This window comes from Heyndrickxia ginsengihumi (assembly GCF_011008565.1).
GTDB lineage: Bacteria > Bacillota > Bacilli > Bacillales > Bacillaceae_C > Weizmannia > Weizmannia ginsengihumi.
The window spans coordinates 1-25,803 of record NZ_JAAIWK010000020.1; the positions used below are offsets into that span (position 1 = coordinate 1).

General features: G+C 34.9%; 26 protein-coding genes and 1 other annotated feature. Of the genes, 20 read left to right on the forward strand and 6 right to left on the reverse strand.

Annotated features, from left to right (window positions below):
* The first annotated feature begins 566 nt into the window (after positions 1–566).
* The 7 genes from G4D61_RS12205 to def all read left to right on the forward strand — a co-directional run bounded on the left by G4D61_RS12205 (position 567) and on the right by def (position 6,947).
* Positions 567–1,733, forward strand: coding sequence for an LL-diaminopimelate aminotransferase (locus G4D61_RS12205; RefSeq protein WP_035354491.1), 1,167 nt, complete (start codon positions 567–569; stop codon positions 1,731–1,733).
* A gap of 319 nt (positions 1,734–2,052) precedes the next feature.
* The gene (locus G4D61_RS12210; protein WP_025730981.1) at positions 2,053–2,280 is read left to right on the forward strand and encodes a FeoA family protein; all 228 of its coding nucleotides are present in this window, start codon (positions 2,053–2,055) and stop codon (positions 2,278–2,280) included.
* Positions 2,280–4,265: a ferrous iron transport protein B gene (feoB, locus tag G4D61_RS12215; protein ID WP_163174057.1), complete on the forward strand. Its 1,986-nt coding sequence runs from the start codon at positions 2,280–2,282 to the stop codon at positions 4,263–4,265. Before G4D61_RS12210 ends, feoB begins: the two co-directional genes overlap by 1 nt.
* Positions 4,266–4,287: 22 nt before the next feature.
* Entirely contained in the window at positions 4,288–4,485 is a 198-nt protein-coding gene (locus G4D61_RS12220) for a FeoB-associated Cys-rich membrane protein (protein WP_025730979.1), read from the forward strand.
* 232 nt (positions 4,486–4,717) lie between these two features.
* Positions 4,718–5,917 carry an MFS transporter gene (locus G4D61_RS12225; protein WP_163174059.1) on the forward strand — a complete coding sequence of 400 codons (1,200 nt, stop codon included), beginning with the start codon at positions 4,718–4,720 and terminating at the stop codon, positions 5,915–5,917.
* A 20-nt stretch (positions 5,918–5,937) separates the two neighbouring features.
* Positions 5,938–6,240 carry a DUF3219 family protein gene (locus tag G4D61_RS12230; RefSeq protein ID WP_163174061.1) on the forward strand — a complete coding sequence of 101 codons (303 nt, stop codon included), beginning with the start codon at positions 5,938–5,940 and terminating at the stop codon, positions 6,238–6,240.
* A gap of 128 nt (positions 6,241–6,368) precedes the next feature.
* A complete protein-coding gene (def, locus tag G4D61_RS12235) occupies positions 6,369–6,947 on the forward strand; it encodes a peptide deformylase (protein WP_025730976.1) in 579 nt (192 codons plus the stop codon).
* A gap of 109 nt (positions 6,948–7,056) precedes the next feature.
* Here def and G4D61_RS12240 read toward each other — a convergent pair whose 3' ends face one another.
* Entirely contained in the window at positions 7,057–7,377 is a 321-nt protein-coding gene (locus G4D61_RS12240; RefSeq protein ID WP_025730975.1) for a MerR family transcriptional regulator, read from the reverse strand.
* Between the two features lie 488 nt (positions 7,378–7,865).
* On the opposite strand from G4D61_RS12240, the gene G4D61_RS12245 reads away from it, so the two are divergent.
* From G4D61_RS12245 to G4D61_RS12265, 5 genes are all read left to right on the forward strand, one after another.
* Entirely contained in the window at positions 7,866–8,675 is an 810-nt protein-coding gene (locus G4D61_RS12245; RefSeq protein WP_025730974.1) for a YitT family protein, read from the forward strand.
* 53 nt (positions 8,676–8,728) lie between these two features.
* Positions 8,729–9,511, forward strand: a complete 783-nt coding sequence (locus G4D61_RS12250; RefSeq protein WP_025730973.1) for a C39 family peptidase — start codon at positions 8,729–8,731, stop codon at positions 9,509–9,511.
* A gap of 212 nt (positions 9,512–9,723) precedes the next feature.
* Entirely contained in the window at positions 9,724–10,389 is a 666-nt protein-coding gene (gene rpiA, locus G4D61_RS12255; protein ID WP_025730972.1) for a ribose-5-phosphate isomerase RpiA, read from the forward strand.
* A gap of 101 nt (positions 10,390–10,490) precedes the next feature.
* The gene (locus G4D61_RS12260) at positions 10,491–11,675 is read left to right on the forward strand and encodes a DHH family phosphoesterase (RefSeq protein WP_163174063.1); all 1,185 of its coding nucleotides are present in this window, start codon (positions 10,491–10,493) and stop codon (positions 11,673–11,675) included.
* A gap of 73 nt (positions 11,676–11,748) precedes the next feature.
* A complete protein-coding gene (locus tag G4D61_RS12265) occupies positions 11,749–13,989 on the forward strand; it encodes a DEAD/DEAH box helicase (protein ID WP_163174065.1) in 2,241 nt (746 codons plus the stop codon).
* Between the two features lie 42 nt (positions 13,990–14,031).
* Here the strand turns inward: G4D61_RS12265 and G4D61_RS12270 are convergent, their stop codons facing one another.
* From G4D61_RS12270 to G4D61_RS12280, 3 genes are all read right to left on the reverse strand, one after another.
* A complete protein-coding gene (locus tag G4D61_RS12270; protein WP_025730969.1) occupies positions 14,032–14,673 on the reverse strand; it encodes a Bax inhibitor-1/YccA family protein in 642 nt (213 codons plus the stop codon).
* Positions 14,674–14,842: 169 nt separating this feature from the next.
* On the reverse strand, positions 14,843–16,024 hold the full coding sequence (locus tag G4D61_RS12275; RefSeq protein WP_025730968.1) for an NAD(P)/FAD-dependent oxidoreductase: 1,182 nt from the start codon (positions 16,022–16,024) through the stop codon (positions 14,843–14,845).
* A gap of 41 nt (positions 16,025–16,065) precedes the next feature.
* On the reverse strand, positions 16,066–16,506 hold the full coding sequence (locus G4D61_RS12280) for a helical membrane plugin domain-containing protein (RefSeq protein WP_025730967.1): 441 nt from the start codon (positions 16,504–16,506) through the stop codon (positions 16,066–16,068).
* A gap of 419 nt (positions 16,507–16,925) precedes the next feature.
* Positions 16,926–17,142: a binding site (T-box leader), on the forward strand.
* A 98-nt stretch (positions 17,143–17,240) separates the two neighbouring features.
* Between G4D61_RS12280 and proB the strand changes: the two genes are divergently transcribed.
* Positions 17,241–18,356: a glutamate 5-kinase gene (gene proB / locus G4D61_RS12285; RefSeq protein ID WP_035354499.1), complete on the forward strand. Its 1,116-nt coding sequence runs from the start codon at positions 17,241–17,243 to the stop codon at positions 18,354–18,356.
* Positions 18,349–19,596 (forward strand): glutamate-5-semialdehyde dehydrogenase, encoded by a 1,248-nt coding sequence (locus G4D61_RS12290; RefSeq protein WP_025730965.1) that lies wholly within the window; start codon positions 18,349–18,351, stop codon positions 19,594–19,596. The genes proB and G4D61_RS12290 overlap by 8 nt, the downstream gene beginning before the upstream one ends.
* A gap of 238 nt (positions 19,597–19,834) precedes the next feature.
* Here G4D61_RS12290 and ligD read toward each other — a convergent pair whose 3' ends face one another.
* Both ligD and G4D61_RS12300 read right to left on the reverse strand, forming a co-directional pair.
* Positions 19,835–21,091 (reverse strand): DNA ligase D, encoded by a 1,257-nt coding sequence (gene ligD, locus G4D61_RS12295; protein WP_035354501.1) that lies wholly within the window; start codon positions 21,089–21,091, stop codon positions 19,835–19,837.
* 13 nt (positions 21,092–21,104) lie between these two features.
* Positions 21,105–22,049, reverse strand: coding sequence for an ATP-dependent DNA ligase (locus G4D61_RS12300; RefSeq protein ID WP_163174067.1), 945 nt, complete (start codon positions 22,047–22,049; stop codon positions 21,105–21,107).
* Positions 22,050–22,313: 264 nt separating this feature from the next.
* Here G4D61_RS12300 and G4D61_RS12305 point away from each other — a divergent pair, with 264 nt between their 5' ends.
* The 6 genes from G4D61_RS12305 (at position 22,314) to G4D61_RS12330 (ending at position 25,715) form a co-directional block, all read left to right on the forward strand.
* Positions 22,314–22,517, forward strand: coding sequence for a DUF1657 domain-containing protein (locus tag G4D61_RS12305; protein WP_025730962.1), 204 nt, complete (start codon positions 22,314–22,316; stop codon positions 22,515–22,517).
* 258 nt (positions 22,518–22,775) lie between these two features.
* The gene (spoVAC, locus tag G4D61_RS12310) at positions 22,776–23,255 is read left to right on the forward strand and encodes a stage V sporulation protein AC (RefSeq protein WP_035354503.1); all 480 of its coding nucleotides are present in this window, start codon (positions 22,776–22,778) and stop codon (positions 23,253–23,255) included.
* A gap of 1 nt (position 23,256) precedes the next feature.
* The gene (gene spoVAD, locus G4D61_RS12315; protein WP_163174069.1) at positions 23,257–24,273 is read left to right on the forward strand and encodes a stage V sporulation protein AD; all 1,017 of its coding nucleotides are present in this window, start codon (positions 23,257–23,259) and stop codon (positions 24,271–24,273) included.
* The gene (gene spoVAE, locus G4D61_RS12320) at positions 24,270–24,620 is read left to right on the forward strand and encodes a stage V sporulation protein AE (protein WP_025730959.1); all 351 of its coding nucleotides are present in this window, start codon (positions 24,270–24,272) and stop codon (positions 24,618–24,620) included. The genes spoVAD and spoVAE overlap by 4 nt, the downstream gene beginning before the upstream one ends.
* 12 nt (positions 24,621–24,632) lie before the next feature.
* Positions 24,633–24,839 (forward strand): DUF1657 domain-containing protein, encoded by a 207-nt coding sequence (locus G4D61_RS12325; RefSeq protein WP_025730958.1) that lies wholly within the window; start codon positions 24,633–24,635, stop codon positions 24,837–24,839.
* A 15-nt stretch (positions 24,840–24,854) separates the two neighbouring features.
* On the forward strand, positions 24,855–25,715 hold the full coding sequence (locus G4D61_RS12330) for a DUF421 domain-containing protein (RefSeq protein ID WP_025730957.1): 861 nt from the start codon (positions 24,855–24,857) through the stop codon (positions 25,713–25,715).
* Positions 25,716–25,803: the final 88 nt, after the last annotated feature.

Sequence of the window (25,803 nt, forward strand, 5' to 3'; positions counted from 1 at the left end):
TGAATTAATATCATTATTATAAGCTAAAAAGACAGTTAAAGGTTTAATTTATTCAACCTTTAACCGTCTAATAATTTAATGGACTTTTTCAGTGCCCTCCGTGCAGCGCCGAGGAGGCTCAGCATTCGCCCGCGGAAAGCGAGCATCCTGGAGCGGAAATGAATGTGCTTATACATAAAAAACTTTAATCCAGTTAATGAATATATTATCTTCAAGCATAAACCCATCTATTTATACATGATAAAGAGGGAGAAACTCTCATTTATAAATGAATTCCAGCAAGTGCTCTTAATAAGGGATGCTGACACTGAATATATAAATTTCTCGCTTGCAAGCAATTGAGCTATTCCTTATAGATAATAATTGAATAGTATTTTCTATAAAATCCTTGTTTTTTCAATAAATGTTGTTTACTTAATCTGTGTTCAGCAATCTTTATCTTTTCATCGCAAAAGATTTATTATATACTATCATTTCAATTTGATATAATAATTTTAAAAATAATGTCATTAGCTTTTCAAAATAAAAGGAAGAGATTCTTCTATTTTTTCTAGGGGGAAATTTCATTGCTTAACATTGCAAACAGAATGAATTCTGTAAAGACGCTAATTTTTAGTGAATTAAACAATTATAAAAAAAGAAAACAACAAGAGGGTATGGAAATGATCGATTTAAGTATTGGGAGTCCCGATCAGCCGCCACCATCTTTTGTAATTGAATCGTTGGCGGCTGACGTAAAAGATCCAGCACAATACGGCTATACGATTTCTGGAATTGATGCCTTTCATCATGCGGTTTCTTCTTATTATCAGGAACGTTTTAATGTAAAAGTCGATCCACATAAAGAGGTTATTCAATTAATGGGTTCCCAGGATGGGATTGTTCATTTACCACTTGTGTTCTGTAATCCTGGGGATATTATTTTAGTACCAGATCCGGGCTACACTGCTTATGAATCAGGTGTTCATATCGCTGAGGCTGAAGGATACCCAATGCCGTTACTTGAAGAAAATGGATTTTTACCTGATCTTTCGAAAATCCCTGAAGATATTGCTAAGAAAGCGAAAATGATGATTTTGAATTTTCCAGGTAATCCGATTCCAGCACTCGCAACGAAAGAGTTTTTTACAGAGGTTGTTGCTTTTGCGAAAAAATATAATATTATTGTTGCTCACGATTTCGCCTATAGCGAACTAATTTTTGATCAGAAGCAACCTGTTAGTTTTTTATCCATTGAAGGTGCTAAAGATGTAGGGGTTGAATTTAATTCCTTATCCAAAAGTTTTAATATGGCTGGTACTCGAATTGGATTTTTATGCGGAAATGAAGAAGTTATTCAGTTGTTCCAACGATTAAAATCGCACGTTGATTACGGTATTTTTGAACCGATACAAAGGGCTGCTGTAAAAGCATTAACACAGGGTCAAAACTTTTTAAAACAAAATGCTAAGTTATATGAAAGAAGACGAGATTTTTTAATCAATGGCTTGGCGAATATTGGTTGGAAAATAAAGCCGTCTGAGGCAACAATGTTTATATGGGCGAAAATCCCTGCCGGAAAACAGTCACTTTCATTTACATATGAATTGATGGATAAAGCTGGAGTTGTAGTGACACCTGGGATCGCTTTTGGTGAGCACGGTGAAGGATATGTGAGAATTGCGTTAGTACAAGACGAGAAAACATTGTTAAAGGTTATTGAACGGATTGAAAAGAGTGGGATTATAGCATAAAAAATTTTCAAAACGAATGTTCTAAACGGTAACGTTAAGGACATTCGTTTTTTTCGATTACGGAAAAAGTGGCAAAGGCAATAGAGGCTTGGATCTAAATGAAGGCCATCACCTCAAGACGTTGGCCGGCAGTATAGGCTTATAGCCTCTATGATGTTTATCCGCTACCTTATCCGTTTTGAAAAGTTCAAAAAAAATTAACAATATAAAATGAAATCAAGAAAAATAGCTAGACGATTTATAGAGATATCAGTTATGATAGTAAGTGAAAATAATTATCATTATCGTCATTTTTCGATCGTGGTTAGGAGGTCATCGAATGATCTTGACAGAGTTAAAACCAGGTGACAAAGGTATTATTACTGATTTATCAAAGGTAAATGAATTAATTCAAAGAAGACTTCTTGATTTAGGGGTTATTGAAGGACGAGAAGTTTGTTATAAATGCTCACTGCCATTTGGCGGACCATGTATGCTTGAAGTGAGCGGTCAATGTATTGGAATAAGAAAGAAAGAAGCAATGCAGATTAAAGTGGAGTGTTCATAATGGAAGTAGCTTTATTTGGTAATCCCAACACAGGTAAAACCTCTCTCTTTAATGAATTGACAGGCTCTTATGAGTATGTTGGGAATTGGACAGGTGTGACAGTTGAGAAAAAGGTCGGGCAGTTAAAGGGTAACTATGGTATTCTTATTGATTTACCTGGAATCTATACGTTAAATCCATTATCGAAAGATGAAGCCGTTGCTTCGAGATTCTTATTGGAAAATCAATTTTCAACGATATTGAATATTGTAGATGCTTCACAGCTGGCTAGAAATTTACATTTAACAATTCAGTTACTGGAATTCGGAAAACCGGTTATGATTGGCTTGAACATGATAGATGTTGCGAAGTCGAGGGGCATGCGCATAGATGATCGTGTAATGATGGAACGGTTAGGTATTCAAGTCGTTCCTATCGTTGCGAGAACAGGAAAAGGATGTCAAGCAATTCATAAACAGTTTGACATGAATATACATAATGATTTGAATTTTCAAATAGATTATGGAGAGCTCATCGAAGCAGGAATTAGTAAAATTGAACAATTACTACCGGATATTCGTTCATTAAATAAGCGTTGGTTGGCGATACAATTTCTTGAAGGAAATGATGTTATCTGTAATATGCCTGAACTTGACACGTGCAAGCAAGCTTTATTGGATATATCTAGACAACTAGAACATCAGCTTTCTGATGACAAGTATCGGCTTAAACAAGCAATTTATAGAAAACGTCAGCAATTTATAGATGCCGTGATGAAAGATGCAGTACAGTTCTCTAATTTAGAAAAACGCACTTTTTCAGAAAAACTAGATTCGATTGTGACAAACAAATATCTCGGCATCCCAATTTTTATTCTTGTCATGTATTTCATTTTTTGCGTTACATTTAATTGGGGAGGATCACCACTATCGGATTTGCTTGATCACTTTTTTTCTGGACCGTTATCGGACTGGATTCAAATAGGATTAACGAAAGTCCATGCAACGAAATTTATTCAAGATATTATTTTAAATGGAATAGTCGCTGGTGTTGGCGGAGTGCTTGTGTTCGTACCACAAATATTTGTGCTTTTCTTTTTTATTTCGTTTATAGAAGACTCTGGATATATGGCGAGGGTCGCAATGGTGATGGATCGGTTAATGGAGGCTGTTGGTCTCAATGGGAAAGCATTCATTCCATTAATTATCGGATTTGGATGCAATGTTCCTGGTGTTATGGCAGCAAGAACGATTGAACAGCCGAAAGAAAGATTGCTGACAACACTGTTGACCCCTTTAATGTCTTGTTCAGCAAGATTATCGGTATATAGTTTATTTGTCGCTGCTTTTTTCGAAAAATACCAAGCATTAATTGTTCTTTCTCTTTATTTACTTGGCATTGTTGTGGCACTCATTTTAGCAAAAGTATTTTCTCTCTTTATAAAAACAGAAGGATCTGTGTTCGTGATTGAATTGCCGCCATATCGTGTTCCGAATGCTCGTAGTCTGTTTAGAAGTACTTGGGATAAAGGAAAAGGATTTGTTCGAAAAGCAGGTACATTTATTTTTGGCGGTACTGTTGCGATATGGTTATTATCTTATACGGGGCCAGGCGGTGTGAATGTACCGATCGATAAAAGTTTTATGGCAGTGATTTGCAGCTATATTGCGCCAATTTTTACACCACTCGGTTTTGGTACTTGGCAAGCTGCTGCGGCCTTAATAACTGGATTTTTAGCTAAAGAGGTTGTTGTATCCACGATGAATGTGCTGTATTTTGTTCCCGACAGTTCATCACTTGAAACGGTTATTTCTCATACTTTTACACCAATATCAGCGTACAGTTTTATGGTATTTATTCTTTTATATATTCCGTGTTTATCAACTGTTGCGATTATTCAAAAGGAAACAGGCTCAAAAAAAATCACCATATTTTCAATTATTTACGCACTAATGATTGCATATATTCTTTCTGTCTTGGTTTATCAAATAGGACGTTTACTATAAATCTATAAAGGTGGGCTTTTCAATGATTTTTAGCATTGTTGCTAGTGTGCTTATTTTCGGTTATGCTTGCTGGACGTTAATACGATTTGTAAGAAAGAGCAAGGAAGGTCAATGTGCGGCATGTTCATTAAATAAGCATTGTGCAAAGGCAAGCTGTAACTATACCCCAATTCAAGAAGAACAGATTAATAGATCATTTAAAGAACATCATGCATCATAATGAAATGTATATACTTATCCCGATAAAGAGATATTGCTTTGTCGGGATTTTTTAGTTTTTTAAAAGACAGATGGGAATTGAGCAGGTTGTTGTACAACATCATTAAGTTTGTGTTAAAACTAGTGTGAGTCATATAAAAATAAGCTTGAAGTTTTGTCAAACTTACAAACTATAAATCATATATTTCGTAATACGAATATTTTGCTATGGGTATGATAAGGGGAGGAACGTTATGACAGATCAAGATTTACGTGTGAATGAAGCAAAAATATGGACTCGCGATTTTATTTTTATTTGCTTAGCGAATTTTTTTGTTTTTTTGGGCTTTCAAATGACACTTCCGACGATTCCTTTATTTGTAAAGCATTTAGGTGGAACTGACCAATTAATTGGATTTGTCGTCGGTATTTTTACCTTTTCAGCATTATTATTAAGACCGTTTGCTGGGCATGCTTTAGAATCTAAGGGCAGAAAAATTGTATATTTATTCGGATTGCTCATTTTTGTTCTTTCAGTTGGATCATATTCAATTGCGCCTAGTATTCTTTTTCTATTTTTAATGCGCATTATCCAAGGCATTGGGTGGGGATTTTCGACAACAGCTGCAGGGACAATTGCTACAGATATCATCCCCGCAAGTAAAAGAGGGGAAGGTTTAGGTTATTATGGACTATCTGGAAATCTTGCACTTGCATTCGGTCCATCGTTAGGGCTGTTTCTTTCAAATGCTATACCGTTTCACATTTTATTTCTAATCTGTTCATTTCTTGGTTTATTAGCATTCATTCTTGCCATTCAAATTCGCTATAAAAAGGTCGAAAAAAAGGAGAAAACTGAATCAACGACATTTAAAGTAGATATTTATGAAAAGAATGCGTTAATGCCATCTGTGCTTTTATTCTTTGTTACAGTAACTTTCGGTGGAATTGCAACGTTCCTGCCGTTATATACAGCAGAAAAGCATATAGCAGGGATACAATGGTATTTTCTAATATACGCATTGGCTCTAATGGTAACAAGAACGTTTGCGGGGAGTTTATATGATAAGAAAGGACATCAGGCAATTTTCATTCCAGGTGCATTCATGATTATTGTTGCAATGATTTTATTATCATGGCTCCCTAGCACGTTAGTTCTTTTTGTTGCCGCTTTCTGTTATGGCCTTGGTTTTGGATCAGTACAGCCTGCGTTACAAGCATGGGCGATGGAAAAAACACCTATCAATCGTAAAGGGATGGCGAATGCAACATTCTTTTCTTTCTTTGATCTTGGCATTGGAATTGGTGCGATGGTATTTGGTCAAATTGGAGATTTGTTTGGTTATTTCAGCATCTATATTACATCTGCATGCTCCGTAACACTTTCAATATTGCTTTATATTGCCATCTTATTGAAAGATCGACGTAAACATATCGTTCGTGCCCATTTATAAAATTATAAAGGTGGATAAAAATGGAAAGGTGGATAAAAATGGTTTCTGCAATAAAAATAAACGATAGGACGATAAATATAACACAATTTCAAGAAGAATATAATAAACAATCAAAGTATACCATTCGCTTTTCTTTTCATGTAAAAGGTGGGCTTGAATATCATGATATCACAGCCCTTTTATATAATGATTCCTTCCATATCGTTATACCAGACAGAAAAAGAGATTTTACAGCGGTGATTCAAGAATATTATACATCAATTGGTGATTTTGCTGATGAAGATACGACAGCAACATTTACGCTTACATTGTTGGAAATATGACTGAATAGAACTTGTTCTTTTTAGATTTTTTATTTAGAATATGGTAATATTAAGTAAAATATCTTAACCTTATCGAACTACTGTGTTCGATAAGAAAATCTGATATAAAATGGATGGTTGATTTAGTAATGAGTAAATTTACAAAAGATTATATGATTACAATGAAAGATATAGTGAAAGAAGGAGCCCCGATATTAAGAAAAGTGGTAGATGAGGTGCAAATGCCTCCAACCGAAGAGGATAAAGAAGAATTGATGTGCATGCTTCAGTTTTTGAAAAACAGTCAAAATCCGGAAATTGCAAAAAAACATCATTTACGAGCTGGTGTAGGCTTGTCCGCAAATCAAATCGGCCTCAATAAACAAATGTTTGCTGTATATATTCAAAGTGAACAAGAAGAACTTGCATATACTTTATTCAATCCGAAAATCGTAAGCCATTCTGTATCAATGACTTACCTGCCATCTGGAGAGGGATGTCTATCGGTAGAACGTGAAGTTCCAGGTTATGTTCCTCGCTATGAAAGAATTAAAGTGAAGGCATTTGATATTAATGGAGAAGAAGTAGTAATTAGACTTAAAGGATATACAGCAATTGTTTTTCAGCATGAAATGGATCATTTAAATGGGATTATGTTTTATGACCATATCAACAAAGAAAATCCTTTTAAGCTTCCTGAAAATACCGATATCCAAAGTCTTTATTAATGAATCTAGGCTGCATGCATTGTCTGACGCTATCTTGCAATATACGGTGATAGCCTATTCTTAGGTGATTAGCTTTGTAATAGTGTCAGACAAATGATGTTGCCTATTTTTAACTTCTTTTATTGAAATAAGCGTTTATTTGACCGCGGATAACCTTTTCCCGCAATGTTTTTTCATCATATTTTTTTTCTTTAATAAACTCTTTTCTGATTTCTGATGTTTGAATGCCTTCTTCTCTTTTATTGGCGATATCAACAAGTTTTTCAACGTCTAGGAATGAATATTTACGAATTCCGCTTTTTGATCTGTCGGGAAAAATGAGCTTTCTTTCTTCATAATAACGGATTCGCCGTTCGCTTAATCCTGTCAGTTCACAAACTGTTCCAATTGAAATTACCTTTTTCTCCATATATGATTCATTAGCTGCCACCGTATTTCCTCCCCTTGTGAGATGTTATTACTAATATATAATAAATTCCTTGCTAAGTATACAATAATGTTAGAATTCCTAACGCAAGAATTAAGTTTTTTACTAAAAATGTTATTTTATTTTACGCAGATATGTTATATAAAATTGATTGCTCATTTTAAGTGTTATTTAAGAATTTTTATGTATAATACTCAGGAAATAAGTAGAAGCTGGTGTTTATTAAGGAAAAACGAAAAACTATTGATATTAAGGAAAGATACATTTCGTTGAGTAGATGAAATAGCTTACGCCATTCTGAGCTAAAAAAGTGAGACCACATGGACACGGAAAAAGAACAATTCAAATGAGGAGTTATTTTCATTTCATTTGATTAAAATTTATTCATTTTTGGAACTTCTTCAATTATGTTTTACAACAGTTGAGTAATTAATAATTTATTACTATAATAATTCTCATGAACTGTTTGTATAACAACTAAGGAGAGAAAAATGAAGAATTTTTGTATGGTCGTTCTGGGATCAGTTATCGTTGGTTTAGGGTATAACTTCTTCTTGATCCCAAATAAAATTTTAAGCAGTGGTTTAAGCGGGATTGCAATTATGTTAGGACTTATTACACCAATTAATACTGGAGTATTAAACTTTGTTTTAAATTTACCACTGTTAATCGTTGCAATTTTTAAATTAGGGAACAAATTCGTTTTTTACACCATTACATCTGTTGTTGTTTTATCTGTTAGCTTATATGTGATTCCTGTTATACAGCTTTCCACTGAACCAATTCTTTCTTCCTTATTTGGCGGAGTATTAACAGGATTAGGTATTGGCATTATCTTTAAAGCGTCAGGTTCTTCTGGAGGTTTTGATATCATTGCCATGTTGTTAGCAAAAAATAAAGATTTCCCTCTTGGATCTATTCTTTCTGCTTTAAACGGTATTGTTGTGATTATTTCAGGTTTTGTATTCAATTGGGATGCTGCTTTAAACACATTGGTAGCTATTTATACAACAGGTAAAGTAATTGATACTGTACATACGAACCATATTAAACTAACGTTAATGATCATCACTAATAAAGGTGATGAAATGAAGTCGAAATTATTACAAAGTGTTTATCGTGGAATTACGATTATGGATGGTGAAGGGGCTTATTCTGGTGAAAGCAGAAAAGTTTTATTAACGGTTATTACTCGTTATCAATTAACAGATGTTAAAAAGTTAATTAAAGAAGTTGATGAAAATGCTTTTGTCAATATAACCGAAACGACGGAGGTAATGGGTTCTTTCCATCGGAATTAATATCTCTGAATGAGTAAAGTAAGTGTACAAAGCAAAAAAAGTGGTGACTGATCTTGAAACAAGCTTCACGGTTCATATTGTCTTTACTGCTTTTAATTAGTTTATTATTAGTACTTAATTATTATCATCATTCTGATCTAAATAAAAAAAAGTCAGATAACGTTGAAGCAGATGTAAAGACAAGTGAAAAAAAGGAAAAAAATCATGCAAATGCAAATGTTAAGGCGCAGCAATCGACGTCCAAGCAAACAACTATAGAGAAAAAGATACTTGATGCCCCATTAATCAATCAAATGTCATCACCAAGACTTTATAATGGCTGTGAAGTCACAAGTTTAGCTATGCTGCTTAATGCAAATGGTATTAAGGTAACGAAAAATGAATTAGCAAATCAAATTAAAAGGGTTCCGCTAACATATGATAATGGGTTACATGGTAATCCAAATGTCGGCTTTGTTGGAAATATGGAAAACGGACCAGGATTAGGGGTTAATCACGGACCTATTTATGATCTTGCTAAAAAGTATGCTGGCAATAAGGTGAAGGATATTACAAATCATTCATTCGATGAAATTATAAAAAATATTCAAGCAGGCCATCCTGTTTGGGTCATTATTAATACAAAATTTCAGCCAATATCAAACTTTACGGAATGGAATACTCCGCAAGGCAAGGTGAGAATCACTTATTCTTGCCACAGTGTATTAATTACTGGCTATGATAAACAACATATATATGTAAATGATCCATACGGGACAAAAAATAAACAATTAGACCGTGATCAGTTTATTAAGGCGTGGGAACAAATGGGAAAACAGGCAATTGTTATGAAATAGTGATATAATCATAATGTAAAGAGTCCAGATGATGATTGAATCATTATTTGGGCTCTTTCATTGTTTATTTATCATATAAATCATACTTTGAGGAAGACGAACTGATCGATAAAGTTCATAAAGTAAATGTGTTCAATTGTTTGAAGGAATAACATCTTATGAGATAATAGTTGATATAGTGGAATGTATTTTATATGTAGGGAGGCAGTATCATGATTCAAAAGAAACTCGCTGGTGAAAAAGCAGCCGAATTTGTTGAAGATGGGATGATCGTCGGTTTAGGTTCCGGATCGACTGTTTATTATACGATTCAAAAACTAGGAGAACTCGTGAAAAATGGTTTACATATAAAAGGTGTTTCAACGTCATCAAGAACGTCATCATTAGCAGCAAGTTTAGGAATACAGCTTGTCTCTTTAAATGAGGTTGAAAAAATTGATTTGACAATAGATGGTGCCGATGAAGTAGATCGAAATTTTAACGGAATTAAAGGCGGTGGCGGTGCATTATTATTTGAAAAAATGGTTGCGAAGGCGTCAGCAAAAAATATTTGGGTTGTAGATCAAAGTAAACGTGTAAATGCTTTAGGCAGCTTTCCACTTCCTGTTGAGGTCATTCCGTTTGGCTATACACATGTAAACAAAGCCTTGCAAGAAAGAGGATTTAAACCAGTGTTACGGACTGAAAATGGGGAACCCTTTCAAACAGATAGCCATCATTACATACTAGATATTCATACAGGATCAATCGATGACCCTCATGCATTACATCAATGGCTTAAATCATTAACAGGGGTTGTTGAAACCGGTTTGTTTATTGATATTGCTGATGCTGTAATTGTTGGAGAAAAGCAAACAGCAAGCATTGTAACAAAATAACAAATATTAGGGATAACATATAAATAATGGATAATCGCGACCTTTAGTGAAAATATAAATGAGAGAGTAAAGAATTATATATGTTTTGGAGGACTTATTAAATGTACCGATTATTGACGCATAATGATTTAGATGGGCTAGGATGCGGTATACTGGCACGTCTTGCTTTCGGTGAAGAAGTTCATGTTCAATACAACTCTGTTGCTGGTCTAAATCCGCAAGTAGAGATGTTTTTAGCAAAAGAAGATAAGGAAGAAACTTTGTTTATTACAGATTTGTCCGTAAATGAGCAAAATGAAAAAAAACTGAATGACTATGTCCAACATGGTGGAGAAGTGTATCTTATAGATCATCATAAAAGTTCATTGCATCTTAACGAGTATTCTTGGGCAGCTGTCGAGGTTGAACAGGCTAATGGAAATCTAACTTGTGCAACATCTTTATTTTACAAGTTTTTAATCGAAAAAGGACTATTACATGCTAAGAAATCACTTGAACAATTTGTAGAACTTGTCCGGCAGATGGATACGTGGGAATGGGAGAAAAATGGAAATCTTACGGCGAAAAGATTAAATGATTTATTTTTTCTTTACTCAATCGAGGATTTTGAACAAATTCTTTTACATAAAATTTCTAGCCACGAAGACTTTACATTTAATGAGTTGGAAGAAGCAATATTAGATATTGAAGAAAATAAAGTGGCCAGATATATTAGAGGTAAGAAAAGAGAGGTATATCAGGCTTTCATCGATGGCTATTATGCTGGGGTTGTTCACGCCGATTCAAATCATTCTGAGCTTGGAAATGAATTAGCAAAAGAATTTCCGCATCTAGATTATATTGCAATCCTCATGGTAGGCAGAAAAAAAATAAGCTTACGAACAATTTATGATCATGTAGATGTATCGGAAATTGCCCGAAAATATCATGGCGGGGGACACCAAAAAGCATCAGGCTGTCTATTAACGACAGAGGCGTACAAACAGTTTGTTGAAAATACTTTCCATTCTGAACCGCTGAGAAGAGATTTTATGCATAACAAGCATAATCTGAAAGAGCAAAAAGAAGGCTGTTTATATAAAAATCATAGTGATGAAACATTTTTTATTTATTATAAAGATGAAGGTTGGTTTATTGAAACAAAGGGAAAAGAGAAGCATTCATCCTATTCAACATTTCAAGATTGTGAGAAATTTGTAAAACGTCAATTTAAAGCATGGCTTGTGCAAGACGATGAATATTTTCAGTATTTATTACAAACTGGTCGTATTGCTGAACGGCCATAAAGTTTATGAGAATCTCAATCGATTATTGATTGAGATTTTTATATGAAACGTTTTACGAAAAAAGGAGTATTACATGAATTCAACAATAGCTTATATTCATAAGTGGCAAGAAGCATTACAAGATGAAATCAATTATTTGAAAAAGTTTGGCAGTACGAGTTATAGTTTGACGAATGGAAAATTGATTTCAAGATCTGAGACGTACAACTACTTTTTTGAGTCATCTTACTACTTAAACGTCCCAATTGGTTCACTTGTTAAAATAAAATGGGGAAGTGAAAAAATTTCGGGACGTATCATATCATCTGAAGGAAAAACGATTATTATTGAATTGCAGGAGTTTATCGGTGATGACGTTTCGGATGTTTATATTAACCACGATCCATGGGAATTACTAGAACATTTGATTGACCGTCTTAATGAGCTAAAGAAAAATAAAAAGAAGCGGATCAGAATTAAAAGATTGATGAATCCAACAATGCCGGCTAAGCATCCAATCGGGAAAATGAAAAACCATGTTCATGAACTTGTTTTAAGATCTAAATATAATCCCGTCACATACGTATGGGGGCCTCCTGGAACAGGGAAGACGTATACGTTGTCCCGGGTAGCTGCACATCAATATTTTAAACAAAAAAGAATTTTGATTCTCTCCCATAGTAATCATGCTGTAAATGTGTTAATGCATACTTTATTAGAATATATTAAACGCAAGGAAAGATATCATGCTGGTGATATTATCCGCTATGGCTCACAACTTGAAGCAAATAATCAGCAACTGTCGATGCAGCAGTTAATCGAAAAACAGGATCCCGATTTAATAAAGAAGAGGGAGCAGCTTCTTTTTGAAAAGAATGGTCTTCAGCAACTATTAATATCCTCATATAGTAAAAGAGATTCAGAAGCATTACTAGAAATCGAAGCAAAATTAGCAAAAATTATGATGAAAATCCGCAACAAGGAAATGAATTTGTTAAAGGAAGCATATGTAGTAGGGACGACATTAGCAAAAGCGGCTACAGAACAAGCGATATATGAGAAAAATTTTGATATTGTAATCGTGGATGAAGCAAGTATGGCTTATGTTCCGCAAATTGCTTTTGCAGCGAGTTTAGGAAAACGGATAATCGTATGTGGCGATTTTAAGCAGTTACCGCCGATCGCATCTTCACATTCGCTAATGGTAAATGAATGGTTGAAAAAAGATATTTTTATCACTTCAGGGGTAGCGGACACAGTAAATGATGGTGAATTACATCCTCATTTATTTTTGTTAAAACAGCAAAGAAGAATGCATCCAGACATTTCCTCTTTCACAAATAAATATATTTATTACTCACTCGTCGATGATCATCAAAGTGTGTTGCAAACAAGACAAGCAATTGCGGATCATGCCCCATTTGAAACATATGCTTCGATATTAGTGAATACAAGCGGAAGTGGACACTATTGCATAAAAGAAGCGGGGACAAATTCACGAATTAATATTTGGCAATTGCTGCTATCGTTTCAAATGATACATGAAGCATATTTATCTGGTGTACGATCGATTGGTTATGTAACGCCATATCGTGCACAGGCAGCTTTAATGAGTAGCTTGATAGACGATCTTTATGAAAACGAAAAAATGACTGCTGATATTATATCCGCAACAGTTCATCGTTTTCAAGGTAGTGAAAGAGATATGATGGTCTTTGATATTGTTGATAGTGCCCCTTATGCACGTCCAAGCTTTCTCCTCTCTGGTAAAGAAAGTGAGAAATTGATAAATGTAGCGATGACAAGAACAAAAGGGAAGTTTATCCATGTAGCTAATACTGATTTTGTGCATCATTTACGGGCCGATCAAACTCTTAAGAAACTTGTTCAGTTTCAGATGAAACATCAACGGGTCATTACACAACAACAAATTGGTACATGGATTCGCCACCAGCATCCTAACTTGAGGTGGGTCCATGCCCGTAAATTAGATAGTATTTTCAAAGATATGGAAAACGCCCGACACTCGATTACGATTTCCTTACCAGATCAAACAGTTTTACCAGATTATTGGGAAAACCAAATGAAAAAGAGCAGTAATAGGCTTCAGCTTAATCTAATTACTCAATATAAACTAAAGGCGTTTCCTGATGCTACATACTTAAATGTGGCAGTTCCATTTCCTTTTGTACTAATTGATCAACATATATTATGGCTTGGGCATCCTTTGGAAGGAATGAAACAAGTAAATCCCCCATATATTGCTGCAAGGCTGCAAGCCAATGCCGTTATTCAACAATTGATCAAACAATTAAGTATCCCAGCTTTAATATAAAAAGGCTTGAGCCATAGAAAGCGGCTCAAGCCTTTTTTCATATTAATCGTCACTTTCAATTATTCCAAGTAATTGAAGAATATACGTAAACAAATTAATAAAGTCTAAATATAAATTTAATGCTAAGAGCGGTACCATTTCCTCAGAAATTCTATGTTGTTTCATTTGGTTAAAATCATACATGATATAAAGTGAAAAAACGATAGAACCTATTGCTGAAAATGCAAGTAGACCGCCTGAGTTTAACGGACTAAAAATATTAAAGAGACTAATAAACACAAGTGCTAATAAAGCGACAAGCAAAAATGTGCTTAGAAACGATAGATCTTTTTTCGTAATAGCCCCAATAATCCCCATCACTGCGAAAATACCAAATGTTGAAGCGAAAGCTAGAAGTACAACTTGGGCACCTGCGATAGATACATAATGGCTTACGATTGGAAAAGTTGTAATGCCCGAAATAAAAGTAAATACATACACGAACGTATATCCAACACTTTTGCTCTTTCTAATCCAAAATGCTGAAATGATCAGTATTAATTCAAGAGCAGCTAATGGAAACATCATGATAGGTGGTATATATTGGCCTACATATAAACCAACTGTCGCAATTAACAATGAAACGATAAATGTACCAAGTACTTTTTGAAACATGGATCTTTGATTCACTTGAATAGTTTCCATTTTAATACATCCCTCCTAATAAATATTATACCGTTTTCGTATGAACATTGCATGTCATTTTAAATTGGGGATCAAGGCATGAAAAAAGGAAGAGGGGAGGTTATTAAATAAGCAGCAATAAACTGCTCCTTACTAGGAAATCGTTATTGCTGCTTATTGGTAAATAATATTAATATACGATACTAAATAGTCCTTTAATATGAGATAGATAACGAATATTACTTGCTTCTTTCATAGCAGACGCAGGGAATCCTTTTAATTGCGTTTGGTTTGCACCAATTGTTGCAATGGCATCTTTACGTCCAAGACTAGCAAGTGTCCCAGAGTTAACTGGATTGAATGAATTCATCTTACTATTGTTGAAATATGCAAATAAGTTATAGCCTACTAGTTCACCCATTTGCCAAGAATTTTGAGCAGTCGGTGGGTATGGACGGCCGCCTTCTGGAGGGAATACAACTGCACTGTCACCAACAACAAATACATCTGAATGGGAAGTAGATTGTAGATATTCATTAACAGTTGCACGGCCACGATCAACAGCAAGACCAGAATTAGCTACAACTGTATTTCCTTGAACGCCACCGGTCCAAACAAGTGTATTTGTCTCGATTTTTTGTCCATCTTTTAATTCTACTACACCATCTTCGTATTTTGTTACAGGGATACCTGTTAAAAATTCAACCCCACGAGCTTCCAAGCTTTCTGTTGCACGTTCAATTAAGTTTGGAGCAAAAACTGGAAGAATAGAAGGTGCTGCTTCTACACAAATAAGACGTACATCGCTTGCATCAATTCCTAATTCTTTTGTCCAAGTTGGCATTTGGTCAGCTAGTTCACCAATTAATTCAACACCAGTTAAACCGCCGCCGCCAATTACGAATGTAGCGTTTGCTTTGTTTTTTGTTTTTGCGTACTCTTTAAGTTCGCTTCTTACGTGTGCGTAGATGCGTTTCGCATCATCAACAGATTTTAAAAGGAAGCTGTTTTCTTGAAGACCTGGAATACCGAAGAAAGCAGTTTCACTTCCAAGACCTACAACTAATACATCATAGCTTAATTTATCGCCGCTTTTTAGTTCAACTTCTTTTGCATCAGGTGAAATTTTTGTTACTTCATCAACTTTAATGTCGATATCTTTACCTTTAAATAATTTTTTCAAAGGTAAAGCAACTCTTTTTTCAGTTACATTTCCAGCTGCAAGGCGGTGCAACTCAGTAATAATTTGATGATCTGGAACACGATTGACAACCGTGATTGAAGCATCACTAGCATTAAGATATTCACGTGCAGTTAAAGCGGTAAGTACGCCGCCATAACCAGCTCCTAAAATAACAATTTTTTTAGACATATTGATCCTCCGTTCATTACTTATTCCGTAAAATATTGAAATTAGTTATGTTGTTGCTTGTTCCGTTCTTCTGAAACAGCTAAAAATGCGTGTAAAAAACGGAATAATTTTTGTGCTTGTGGATCTTTCATTAATCTTAATAGGCCAAAAAGGCCAATTGTTTCATTAGATTCTTCTGCACGGTCTTTTGCTTCGATGACTGTTTGAGCGATTCCTTTTGCTTTATCAGCTACAGGATCAATAAATTCTTGGAATCCACCTTTAAAATCATTCATTAATACTTTGTCTGTCGCAACAGATTGGCTGAAATCGTACACTTTGTTTAAAATTGTTACAAGTTCAGCGATTTTTGGTAAGCTGTCAACAAGAACCGTTAATGATTGTTGAACTTCAGGGTTTAACAATTGATCTAGAATGTCTTTTTGAGCTTGTGTTACTGTTGGTTCTTGGCTAGCCGTTTTTTGAATTGAACTTTCTGCCATCTCCTATTTCTCCTTTACTGATGAGATTCCGATTACAATTATGTAATAGGTGAAAAAACTTTTGATGTGTTATTACTATTTTTCTCAACCACTCCTTTATCTTATGTATAATAATTTAAAGTAAAGCGTTTGAAAAAAATAAAGTAATAATGAAGAAACAAAAAAGCTCCTTCAAGGTTAGTATTGTGAAATTACTAACATAAATAATCAAATGACTACGAGATTAGTATAACAAATTTTTCCGCATTGTGCAGTAGTTAACTTAGGAAACATAAAATTTCTATAAGTGAATTAATTTAAAGGGATGATGAACGTTTATTTTTCATCATATTTCAGCTAGCTTTTACGATTTTATGCTTTTTTATGTATATAAAAAACTACTTGTCATTTATGCGTGCACATAGTAATATAGAAAAAAATAATGAGCGGTAACGAAGGAATAGTATGCGTGTATTGATGTAAAAGAGAGTGAAGTTTATAAGCTGAAAGACTTCATTACATACGATCCGCAGAACCTACCTTCTGAGCCCTATGGAAAACCATAGGCGCAAATGTTGCGTTATCAAACAAAGTGGGATAGTTTTTTACTATCCAATTAAGGTGGTACCACGGATAAACAGCCATTTCGTCCTTATATTATAGGATAGAAATGGCTGTTTTATTTTTATACAGATTCAGATTAAAAACTGGAATATAGATGGATTGCGTATTGTTTCATAAGGAGGGGAAAAGCGGTGGAAAAGAAAAGAGTAGTCATAAAAATTGGCAGCAGTTCGTTAACAAATGCAAAAGGGGAAATTGATCATCATAAATTTTCGGATCACATAAGGGCCATTGCTGCGTTAAAACGTATTGGCCATGAGGTCATTCTCGTGTCTTCGGGTGCGGTTGCAGCTGGCTTTAAACGTCTAGGGTATCCGTCGCGCCCTGTTACTTTAAAAGGTAAACAAGCCGCGGCTGCCGTCGGACAAAGCATACTAATTCAACAATACATGGATGAATTAGCGCAGTTCGGATTGACTCCTGCTCAAATTTTATTAACTCGCCAAGATTTTTCTAAAAAAGACCGATATCATAATGCTTATTCAACATTAACGGAATTATTGGCAAGAGGTATATTGCCAATCATTAACGAAAACGACACCGTTTCTGTTGCAGAATTAACATTTGGTGATAATGATATGCTATCTGCTCTAGTTAGCGGCTTAGTTCATGCAGATGAATTGATTATTTTAACCGATATTAATGGTTTATATAATGCGAATCCAAAATTAGAGCCAAATGCAAAACGTTTCGATTTTATTCGTGAAATTACGGATGATATGCTGGCTGCTGCTGGAGCTGCTGGTTCAAAAGTAGGGACTGGAGGAATGAAGTCAAAGCTGATTGCGGCAAATACTGCATTATCGCTTGGTGTCCATGTATTTATTGGAACAGGCCAAGGAGCCAATAAATTGATTGATATTATGGAAGGACACGGAGATGGAACGTATTTAGGTGAAGATTTATCTACCATTAATAGTCGGAAGCAATGGATTGCTCTTTATTCAGAATCACGTGGGAAAATTTATGTTGACGAAGGTGCAGAACAGGCAATTATGGAAAAAGGGAGTAGTTTGTTGCCTGCAGGTATCTACAAAGTTTCGGGAATTTTTAAAAAAGGTGAAGTAGTTGAAGTATGTGGATTAAAAGGTTTATTGGGAAAAGGGGAGGTAAGCTATTCCTCAGAAGAATTGCAGCCATTGATCGGTAAACGTAGTGATGAGATTGAACAACAACTATCACACGTTGAAGTCATTCACCGGGATAAATGGGTACCGTCATTAATAAGGAGTGATATTTATGAATGAAGTAAAAGAAAAAGGAAAACTAGCAAAGGAAGTAAGTTATACTTTAGCAAATGTTTCAACGGAAGAGAAGAATGACGCCTTATTAAAGATTTCTGAACAGTTATTAAAGGATAAAAAACTTTTAATTGCAGAAAATCAAAGAGATATTATTCATGGCAAAGCGAAAGGTTATCTGGAAAATATTCTAGATAGAATGTTGCTGAATGAAAAAAGAATTGAAGATATGGCTGCAGCGATCAAACAATTAGTAGAGTTACAAGACCCAATTGGGCAAACGATTGAAATGATTGAAAAAGAAAATGGTTTAAAAATCGAAAAGAAAAAAGTACCATTGGGTGTTATTGGGATGATTTACGAAGCGCGTCCAAATGTCACAGTAGATGCAGCTACATTAGCATTAAAAACAAGTAATTGTGTTATTTTAAGAGGAAGCTCATCCGCCATTCATTCAAATAAAGCATTAGTACAAACGATCCATCGGGCGCTGGAGAAAACCTCGATCCCTGTAAATGCAGTACAGCTAATTGAAGATACAAGCAGGGAAACAGCGAAAGAATTATTTCATTTAAATGAATATTTAGATGTATTAATCCCACGCGGAGGAAAAGCACTAATCCAAACTGTTGTGAATGAATCAACTGTTCCTGTTTTAGAAACGGGTGCAGGAAACTGTCATTTATATATAGATAAAACAGCTAAGAAAGAAATGGCGATACAAATTGCTTTAAATGCAAAAATTCAACGTCCTTCAGTTTGTAATGCAATTGAAACGATTTTAATCCATGATGATTGGTTCAAACAATATGGTATTGAACTATTGGAAGCATTGACACTGCAAGGGGTTGAGATTTATGGCGATGAGAGAGTAGTGCAAACATATTCTGAAGTTGTGCTGGCAACGGATGAAGATTGGTATGCGGAATATTTGGCATTAAAAGTAAGCGTGAAAATCGTGAGTAGTACCGAAGAAGCAATCAAGCATATACATCAATATGGAACAAAACATTCAGAAGCCATTATTACCGAGGATAATAAGCAAGCACAAATATTTTTAAACACTGTTGATGCAGCAGCAGTATATCATAATGCATCTACTCGTTTTACAGATGGATTTGAATTTGGCTATGGTGCAGAGATTGGGATTAGTACCCAAAAGCTCCATGCGCGCGGTCCAATGGGATTGGAAGCTTTAACATCAAGTAAATATTTTATTTATGGAAGCGGACAAGTAAGACAATAGTTAAGAAAAGTATTTGGCACATGCGTGTGGACATCATTTCACACGCTCTTTTTTTATGCAATCATAAGAAGAGACAAGTATCCTTAAAGCAAAAAACACATGTTTTCAATAACTTATATCCTATTATATTGGAACGGAAAAGGAGAACCATACAGGAACAGCAAGTCAATGGGGAATCTGCAGCATCCAGATAGCCTGGAAAACGAACTCCGGCAGCATCCATTGCCTTCCTCTGAAGTTAATAAATGTTTTTCGCTTTAAGTGAAGCGATGATTTCTATTAATGAAGGATTATCTTGGTCAAAAAAATCATTCATTGGACAGGATTTGTCTGTAAGTCGCTTTAATACAGACGGAATATTAAAATCTTCTATGCGTAAATTTTCATTAATCTCTTCCCAAAAGAGCGGTGCGGCAACAGTTGCATATTTTTTCCCTCTCGTTGAGTATGGACATATAATCGTTTTTCCTTCTGCATGTTGTATATAATCAATGTAAAGCTTATTCCCTCTGTTTTTTTTCATTCTTTCAATCGTAAAATCATTTGGGTGCAGTTCAACTAAATAAGTCGCGATAAATGTAGTAAATATTTTCGTGTCATTATACGTAAGGGATGTATTGTTAATCGGAATATGGATTTGTAGTCCTTTACTTCCTGAAAGTTTTGGATAACTTTTTATGTTAAAACGTTCAAAAATATTTTTGATTTCTAATGCTGCCTTAATCGCCAAAGAAAAATGGTCTTTATTTGGTGGATCTAAGTCAAAGACAATTTCTAACGGTTTGCTTGAATCAATTGTTTGAAAGGGGACATGGTATTCGATCGCTAACTGATTCCCAAGCCAAACTAATGTAGAGAGATGATCACATACGATATATTGAATATCATCTCTTTTTTCAGTCTGCACAAAGCTGGGGGCGTAATTTGGACAGTTTTTTTGGAAAAAGGCTTCCCCTGGTACTCCATGTGGGTAGCGAATGGTCGTAAGTATTCGATTTTGTAGAAAAGGTAGTATGAACGGTGAAATTTGAATTAAATAAGAAATAAATGCTTCCTTTGTAATAAAAGGCTCTTCCCAAATCGTTTTGTCGGGATGAGTAATATTGATTTCATTATAAACTGGAGTATTTTCCACAATAAGCCTATCCCATGTACATCGCTTCCAATGTTGTTCGAGTTGAAATGAATCAAAATAAGGATCGATCAATTGATTGTTTTCAATGGCTCGAAAGTATAATGTGATACATATGCCTGGATCAACCGATACGAGATCATCTTCCGTTTGTTTTTTATTGCTTAAAATTGTTTTTATTAAAGTATCTGCTTCATGTTTCCCGATACCTTCGGAAAATGAGCCGATTTCTATAATGTCCTTACCTTTACAAATGCCTACTCGAAAGTGATAATTCTTTTTATTTAATCCTACAATAAAAAAGCACCCTTTATAGTGCGAGTCTTTGATTGGAAATAATGTTTTTAAATGATCCAATTTCATGTCTATCTTCCCTTTATTGATTTAGTTTGCAGTCTTGTGGATCATAATCTACAAATGCTTGTATACTTGGCTGTCTTAATGAAAGACCTGCTGTCCATTCCATATATTGAATTTTGACTGTTAATATTGGTCGAAGCCATTGAACGTGGTTTATATTTTTTCCTAGATTCACAAAGGGCATCGTATCACTTTTGAGCGGGTTTATGATCTCTGTGAAATATTTCCATTCATCTTTTGTTAATTTTCCTGTACCAACATCCCCAATATACGTTAGTTGATGATCATCATTATAAAGACCTAAAAGCATTGCATTGACAATTCCAGAACGATATGTAACACCACAAATAATTGCGATCAAATCTTTATAGTTTTTAATTTTTTTCCAATTTCCGTTTTTTCCATTTATGTGATAGTTGCTGTTCATGTCTTTACAAACAATACCTTCTAAATCATATTGTTTTACTATTTCAAATAGTGACTTTCCGTCTGTATATGTAGGGACTAATTGAACATATTCATTTGGATGAATAATGGAATTTAGGAGCTCCATTCTTTCTTGAAGTGGATACTGGTGAATCCATTCACCGTTGTGGAAAATGATATCAAAAATCATATACGAAATCGGAACTGCTTCCATTAATTCCTTCACTTTCTCTGGGCGTTTAACTGCATCTCGTTTCATTACTTCGTGAAAAGATGGTTTTCCGTTATGATCAAGTGCAATGACTTCCCCGTCTAATATTACGGATTGACAGTCGGCATAATCCTCTATTTTTAATAGCTCCGGAAAAATGTTCGTACGCTCATTTAATTTTCTATTATAAAGTGTTGTTTTTTCTCCGTCATAATATGTTAACACTCTAACCCCGTCCCATTTAATTTGTGAAATCCAGTCATCATCTTCAGGGATTGTTTCTGAAAGTATCGGTTCAAATGGCTTTATCGGTTTAAGATTCATGTTATGCTCCTTTTTACTTTATCTTTTACAAAAAAACGCAGATTATTTGATAAATGTTTACTTAATATTGATACGAAAGAGGATGATCAAGCGGGTAGTATGCTTTAGGGAAGGGCCATCTCTTCTGAATAAAAAAGACATTAGACAAATAATTTGTCGATAGTCGATATTTATTGGACAACATTCGAGGAGAAAATTGGAAAACATAAAAGAAATTCGTTGGGAACATAATGATATTGAATTTACAAAGGAGGTAAGACATTCATGACTGTTATTAATAACGTTAAAACAACTCTTGCTGGCTTAAAAAGTGCTCAAGCAAGCTTTGAAACCTTTGCACTAGGTACAAATAATAAACAAGCAAAACAGTTATATCAAGATGCGGCAAAACAAACGCAAGCGATTGTTGATAATCTTTCAAGCCGTGTAGAACAGTTGGAGCAAGAAGAACCACAATACAAACAATAATAAGCAATGAAAAAGGTTGGTTTCAACAACCAACCTTTTTATAAAATGGGCATTCTGAAATACATAAGATGCACAGGACATTCTAATTCTAAAACAATGAAAAGTTGACTCATTTGTAAGCAACCTGCAATGGTTAGCGAATATCCTTTCATCCAGAATGAAGAAAACAGCTTATATTTTCTTCATTTTGGATGAAAGGATATATGAGCAAAAAAAGTTAGAAAGCAAAATAATTCATAACAAAAGAAGGGTATACACATGTCAAATAAGAAAAATAAAAAATTAACTTTGACGCAACAGGAATATCAGCAAATACAACAACAACGGGAAATTAAGAAACCAGTTTTTAAAAATTGTATAAAAGCATTTTTAGTTGGTGGACTTATATGCTTAATTGGGCAACTTATTCAAATGTTTTATATTCGTTATTTCAATTTTACAGAGCAGACTGCTGGAAATCCAACGGTCGGAACGTTAATTTTTATTTCATTACTTCTTACAGGATTTGGAGTCTATGATCGAATCGCACAATTTGCAGGAGCTGGAACAGCTGTGCCAGTAACAGGATTTGGTAATTCGATCATCTCTTCTGCTATAGAGTATCGCAGCGAAGGCTATATATTAGGAATCGGCGGTAATATGTTTAAATTAGCCGGATCAGTTATTTTATTTGGTGTGTTTTCAGCCTTTGTCATCGCTACACTTAAAACAATCTGGATCATTTGGGGAGGTCTATAAAATGTTAGTTGGTCATCATACATGGGTTTTCGAACAAAAACCGATTATCGTTGCCACAGGAACTGTTGGTGGGCCTTTTGAAGCAAATGGCGCTATTCCTAATGATTTCGATCTTCTTCATACTGATTTATGGTTAGGGGAAGACTCATATGAAAAAGCTCATAGAGTCTTATTTGAAGAAGCCTGCCAAAAAGCTATCGAAAAAGGCGGAATTAAAAAAGAAGACGTACAGTTTTTGCTTGGAGGCGATCTTATCAACCAAATTACGCCGACAAGTTTTGCAAGCAGGACAATTGGTGCGCCATATCTCGGGTTATTTGGCGCCTGTTCTACTTCAATGGAGGGATTAGCATTAGGTTCGTATATTGTAAATACAAACGGGGCGAAATATGTATTAACAGGTGCTTCAAGTCATAATACGGCGGTCGAAAAACAATTTCGTTATCCAACGGAGTATGGGGGACAAAAACCGCCAACGGCACAATGGACAGTCACAGGTGCAGGTGCTGCTCTCTTATCAAATGTTGGCGAGGGTCCACGTGTTACTTCAGCAACAATTGGACGAGTAATTGATATGGGCTTGTCAGATCCCTTTAATATGGGCGGAGCGATGGCGCCTGCCGCTGTAGATACAATTGAAGCTCATTTTAACGATAGAAATCTTGAACCATCCTATTACGATCTAATTGTTACTGGCGATTTAGGTAAAATCGGACGAGAAATTTCCCTTGATTTATTTAAAAAGCATAGGTTAGCAATAAAGGAATCTCAGTTTCAAGATTGCGGTTTAATCATTTATCGGGAAGACCAGCCAGTTTTGGCGGGGGCTAGCGGAGCAGGATGTTCAGCAACGGTTGCCTACGGTCATTTATTGAATCGCATGAAAAAGGGGGATTTTCAACGAATATTAGTGGTTGCAACTGGTGCGCTTTTATCTCCTTTATCCTTTCAACAAAAGGAGACAATCCCATGTATAGCACATGCAGTATCAATAGAATACGGGGGAGAGCAAATATGATTTTGTTCTGGGCTTTTGTAATGGGCGGATTAATTTGTGTCGTCGGTCAAATGATGTTTGACGTGTTTAAGCTTACACCAGCACATACAATGAGCATACTCGTTGTTGCAGGAGCCGTTCTAGATGGATTTGGTTTGTACGAGCCATTTATTAAATTTGCGGGAGCTGGAGCGACAGTCCCAATTACGAGTTTTGGAAATTCTCTCGTTCACGGAGCAATGCAAGAAGCCGAAAAACACGGGCTAATTGGGGTTGTTACAGGAATGTTTGAAGTAACAAGTGCCGGGATTTCTGCAGCTATTATTTTTGGAGTAATAGGGGCTTTATTTTTTAAGCCTAAAGGATAAGGAGGGATTACGATGACTGTAGCATCGAATGTTAAACAATGTTTAGCAAATCTTAAAGGAATTGAAGCGAATCTTTCAAGTTTAGCTTTGCGTTCTCAGGATGATGATACTAAGCGTACACTGCATGAAACAATGATGACAGTTAATGAAATTGTAACTGACTTAAAAAAAAGAGTAGGCGAATTAGAAAGAGAAGAATTTCAGTATAAAGGTTTGTAAAGGGGGTGTTTCATAATGCCGGATTGGTTAAGTGTATTTTTTCGAGCAATATTATTCGTTGTAATTCTTTTTTTAATTACTAAATGGCTAGGGAAAAAACAGATATCCCAACTTTCATTTTTTGAATATGTAACTGGAATTACAATAGGAAGTATTGGCGCTGAAGTTGTAACTGGACTTGAGCAAAGTATATCATTGGGGATTATTGCGATCGGAACAACAGCTGCTATTCCGTTTGTTGTCGGTGTTATATCTTTGAAAAGCAAAGCCTTTCGTAATTTTATTGAAGGAAAAGGATCTGTTTTTATTAAAGATGGAAAAATTTTAGAAGATAATTTAAAAAAAGAACGATATTCTACAGATGAATTATTAGAATTACTGAGAAAAAAAGATGTTTTCCAAGTTGCTGATGTAGAATTTGCTGTATTAGAAGCAACAGGTGATTTAAATGTATTGTTGAAAAAGGAAAACCAGCCGTTAACTCCAAAAGATTTAAATATGAAAGTAGCCTCAACAAAGGAACCGCAAACAGTTATTATGGATGGAAAAATATTGGATGAACCATTATCCACGATTGGTTATAGCAGGGGATGGCTCAATACTGAACTTGAAAAACTTGGCGTTTCCCTTGATAACGTTTTTCTTGGTCAAGTTGATTCGTATGGACAATTAACGGTTGATTTGTATGATGATAAACTGCAAGTGCCATCCCCTCAAGAGAAGCCATTATTGTTTGCAAATATGAAAAAATGTCAGGCTGATCTCGAAGTGTTTGCATTAAGTACGATGAATGAACAGGCTAAAACAATGTATGAAAAAAATAGTCAAAAATTACAACAAGCAATAAATAAAGTAGAAGCAATTTTGAAAAATTAACCTGAACCAAAGTTATTCTTTTGCCAAAAATTGATGAGTATCAAAACCTTCTTTTCAAACAAATATATGGATAAGAAAGGGGGGTAAT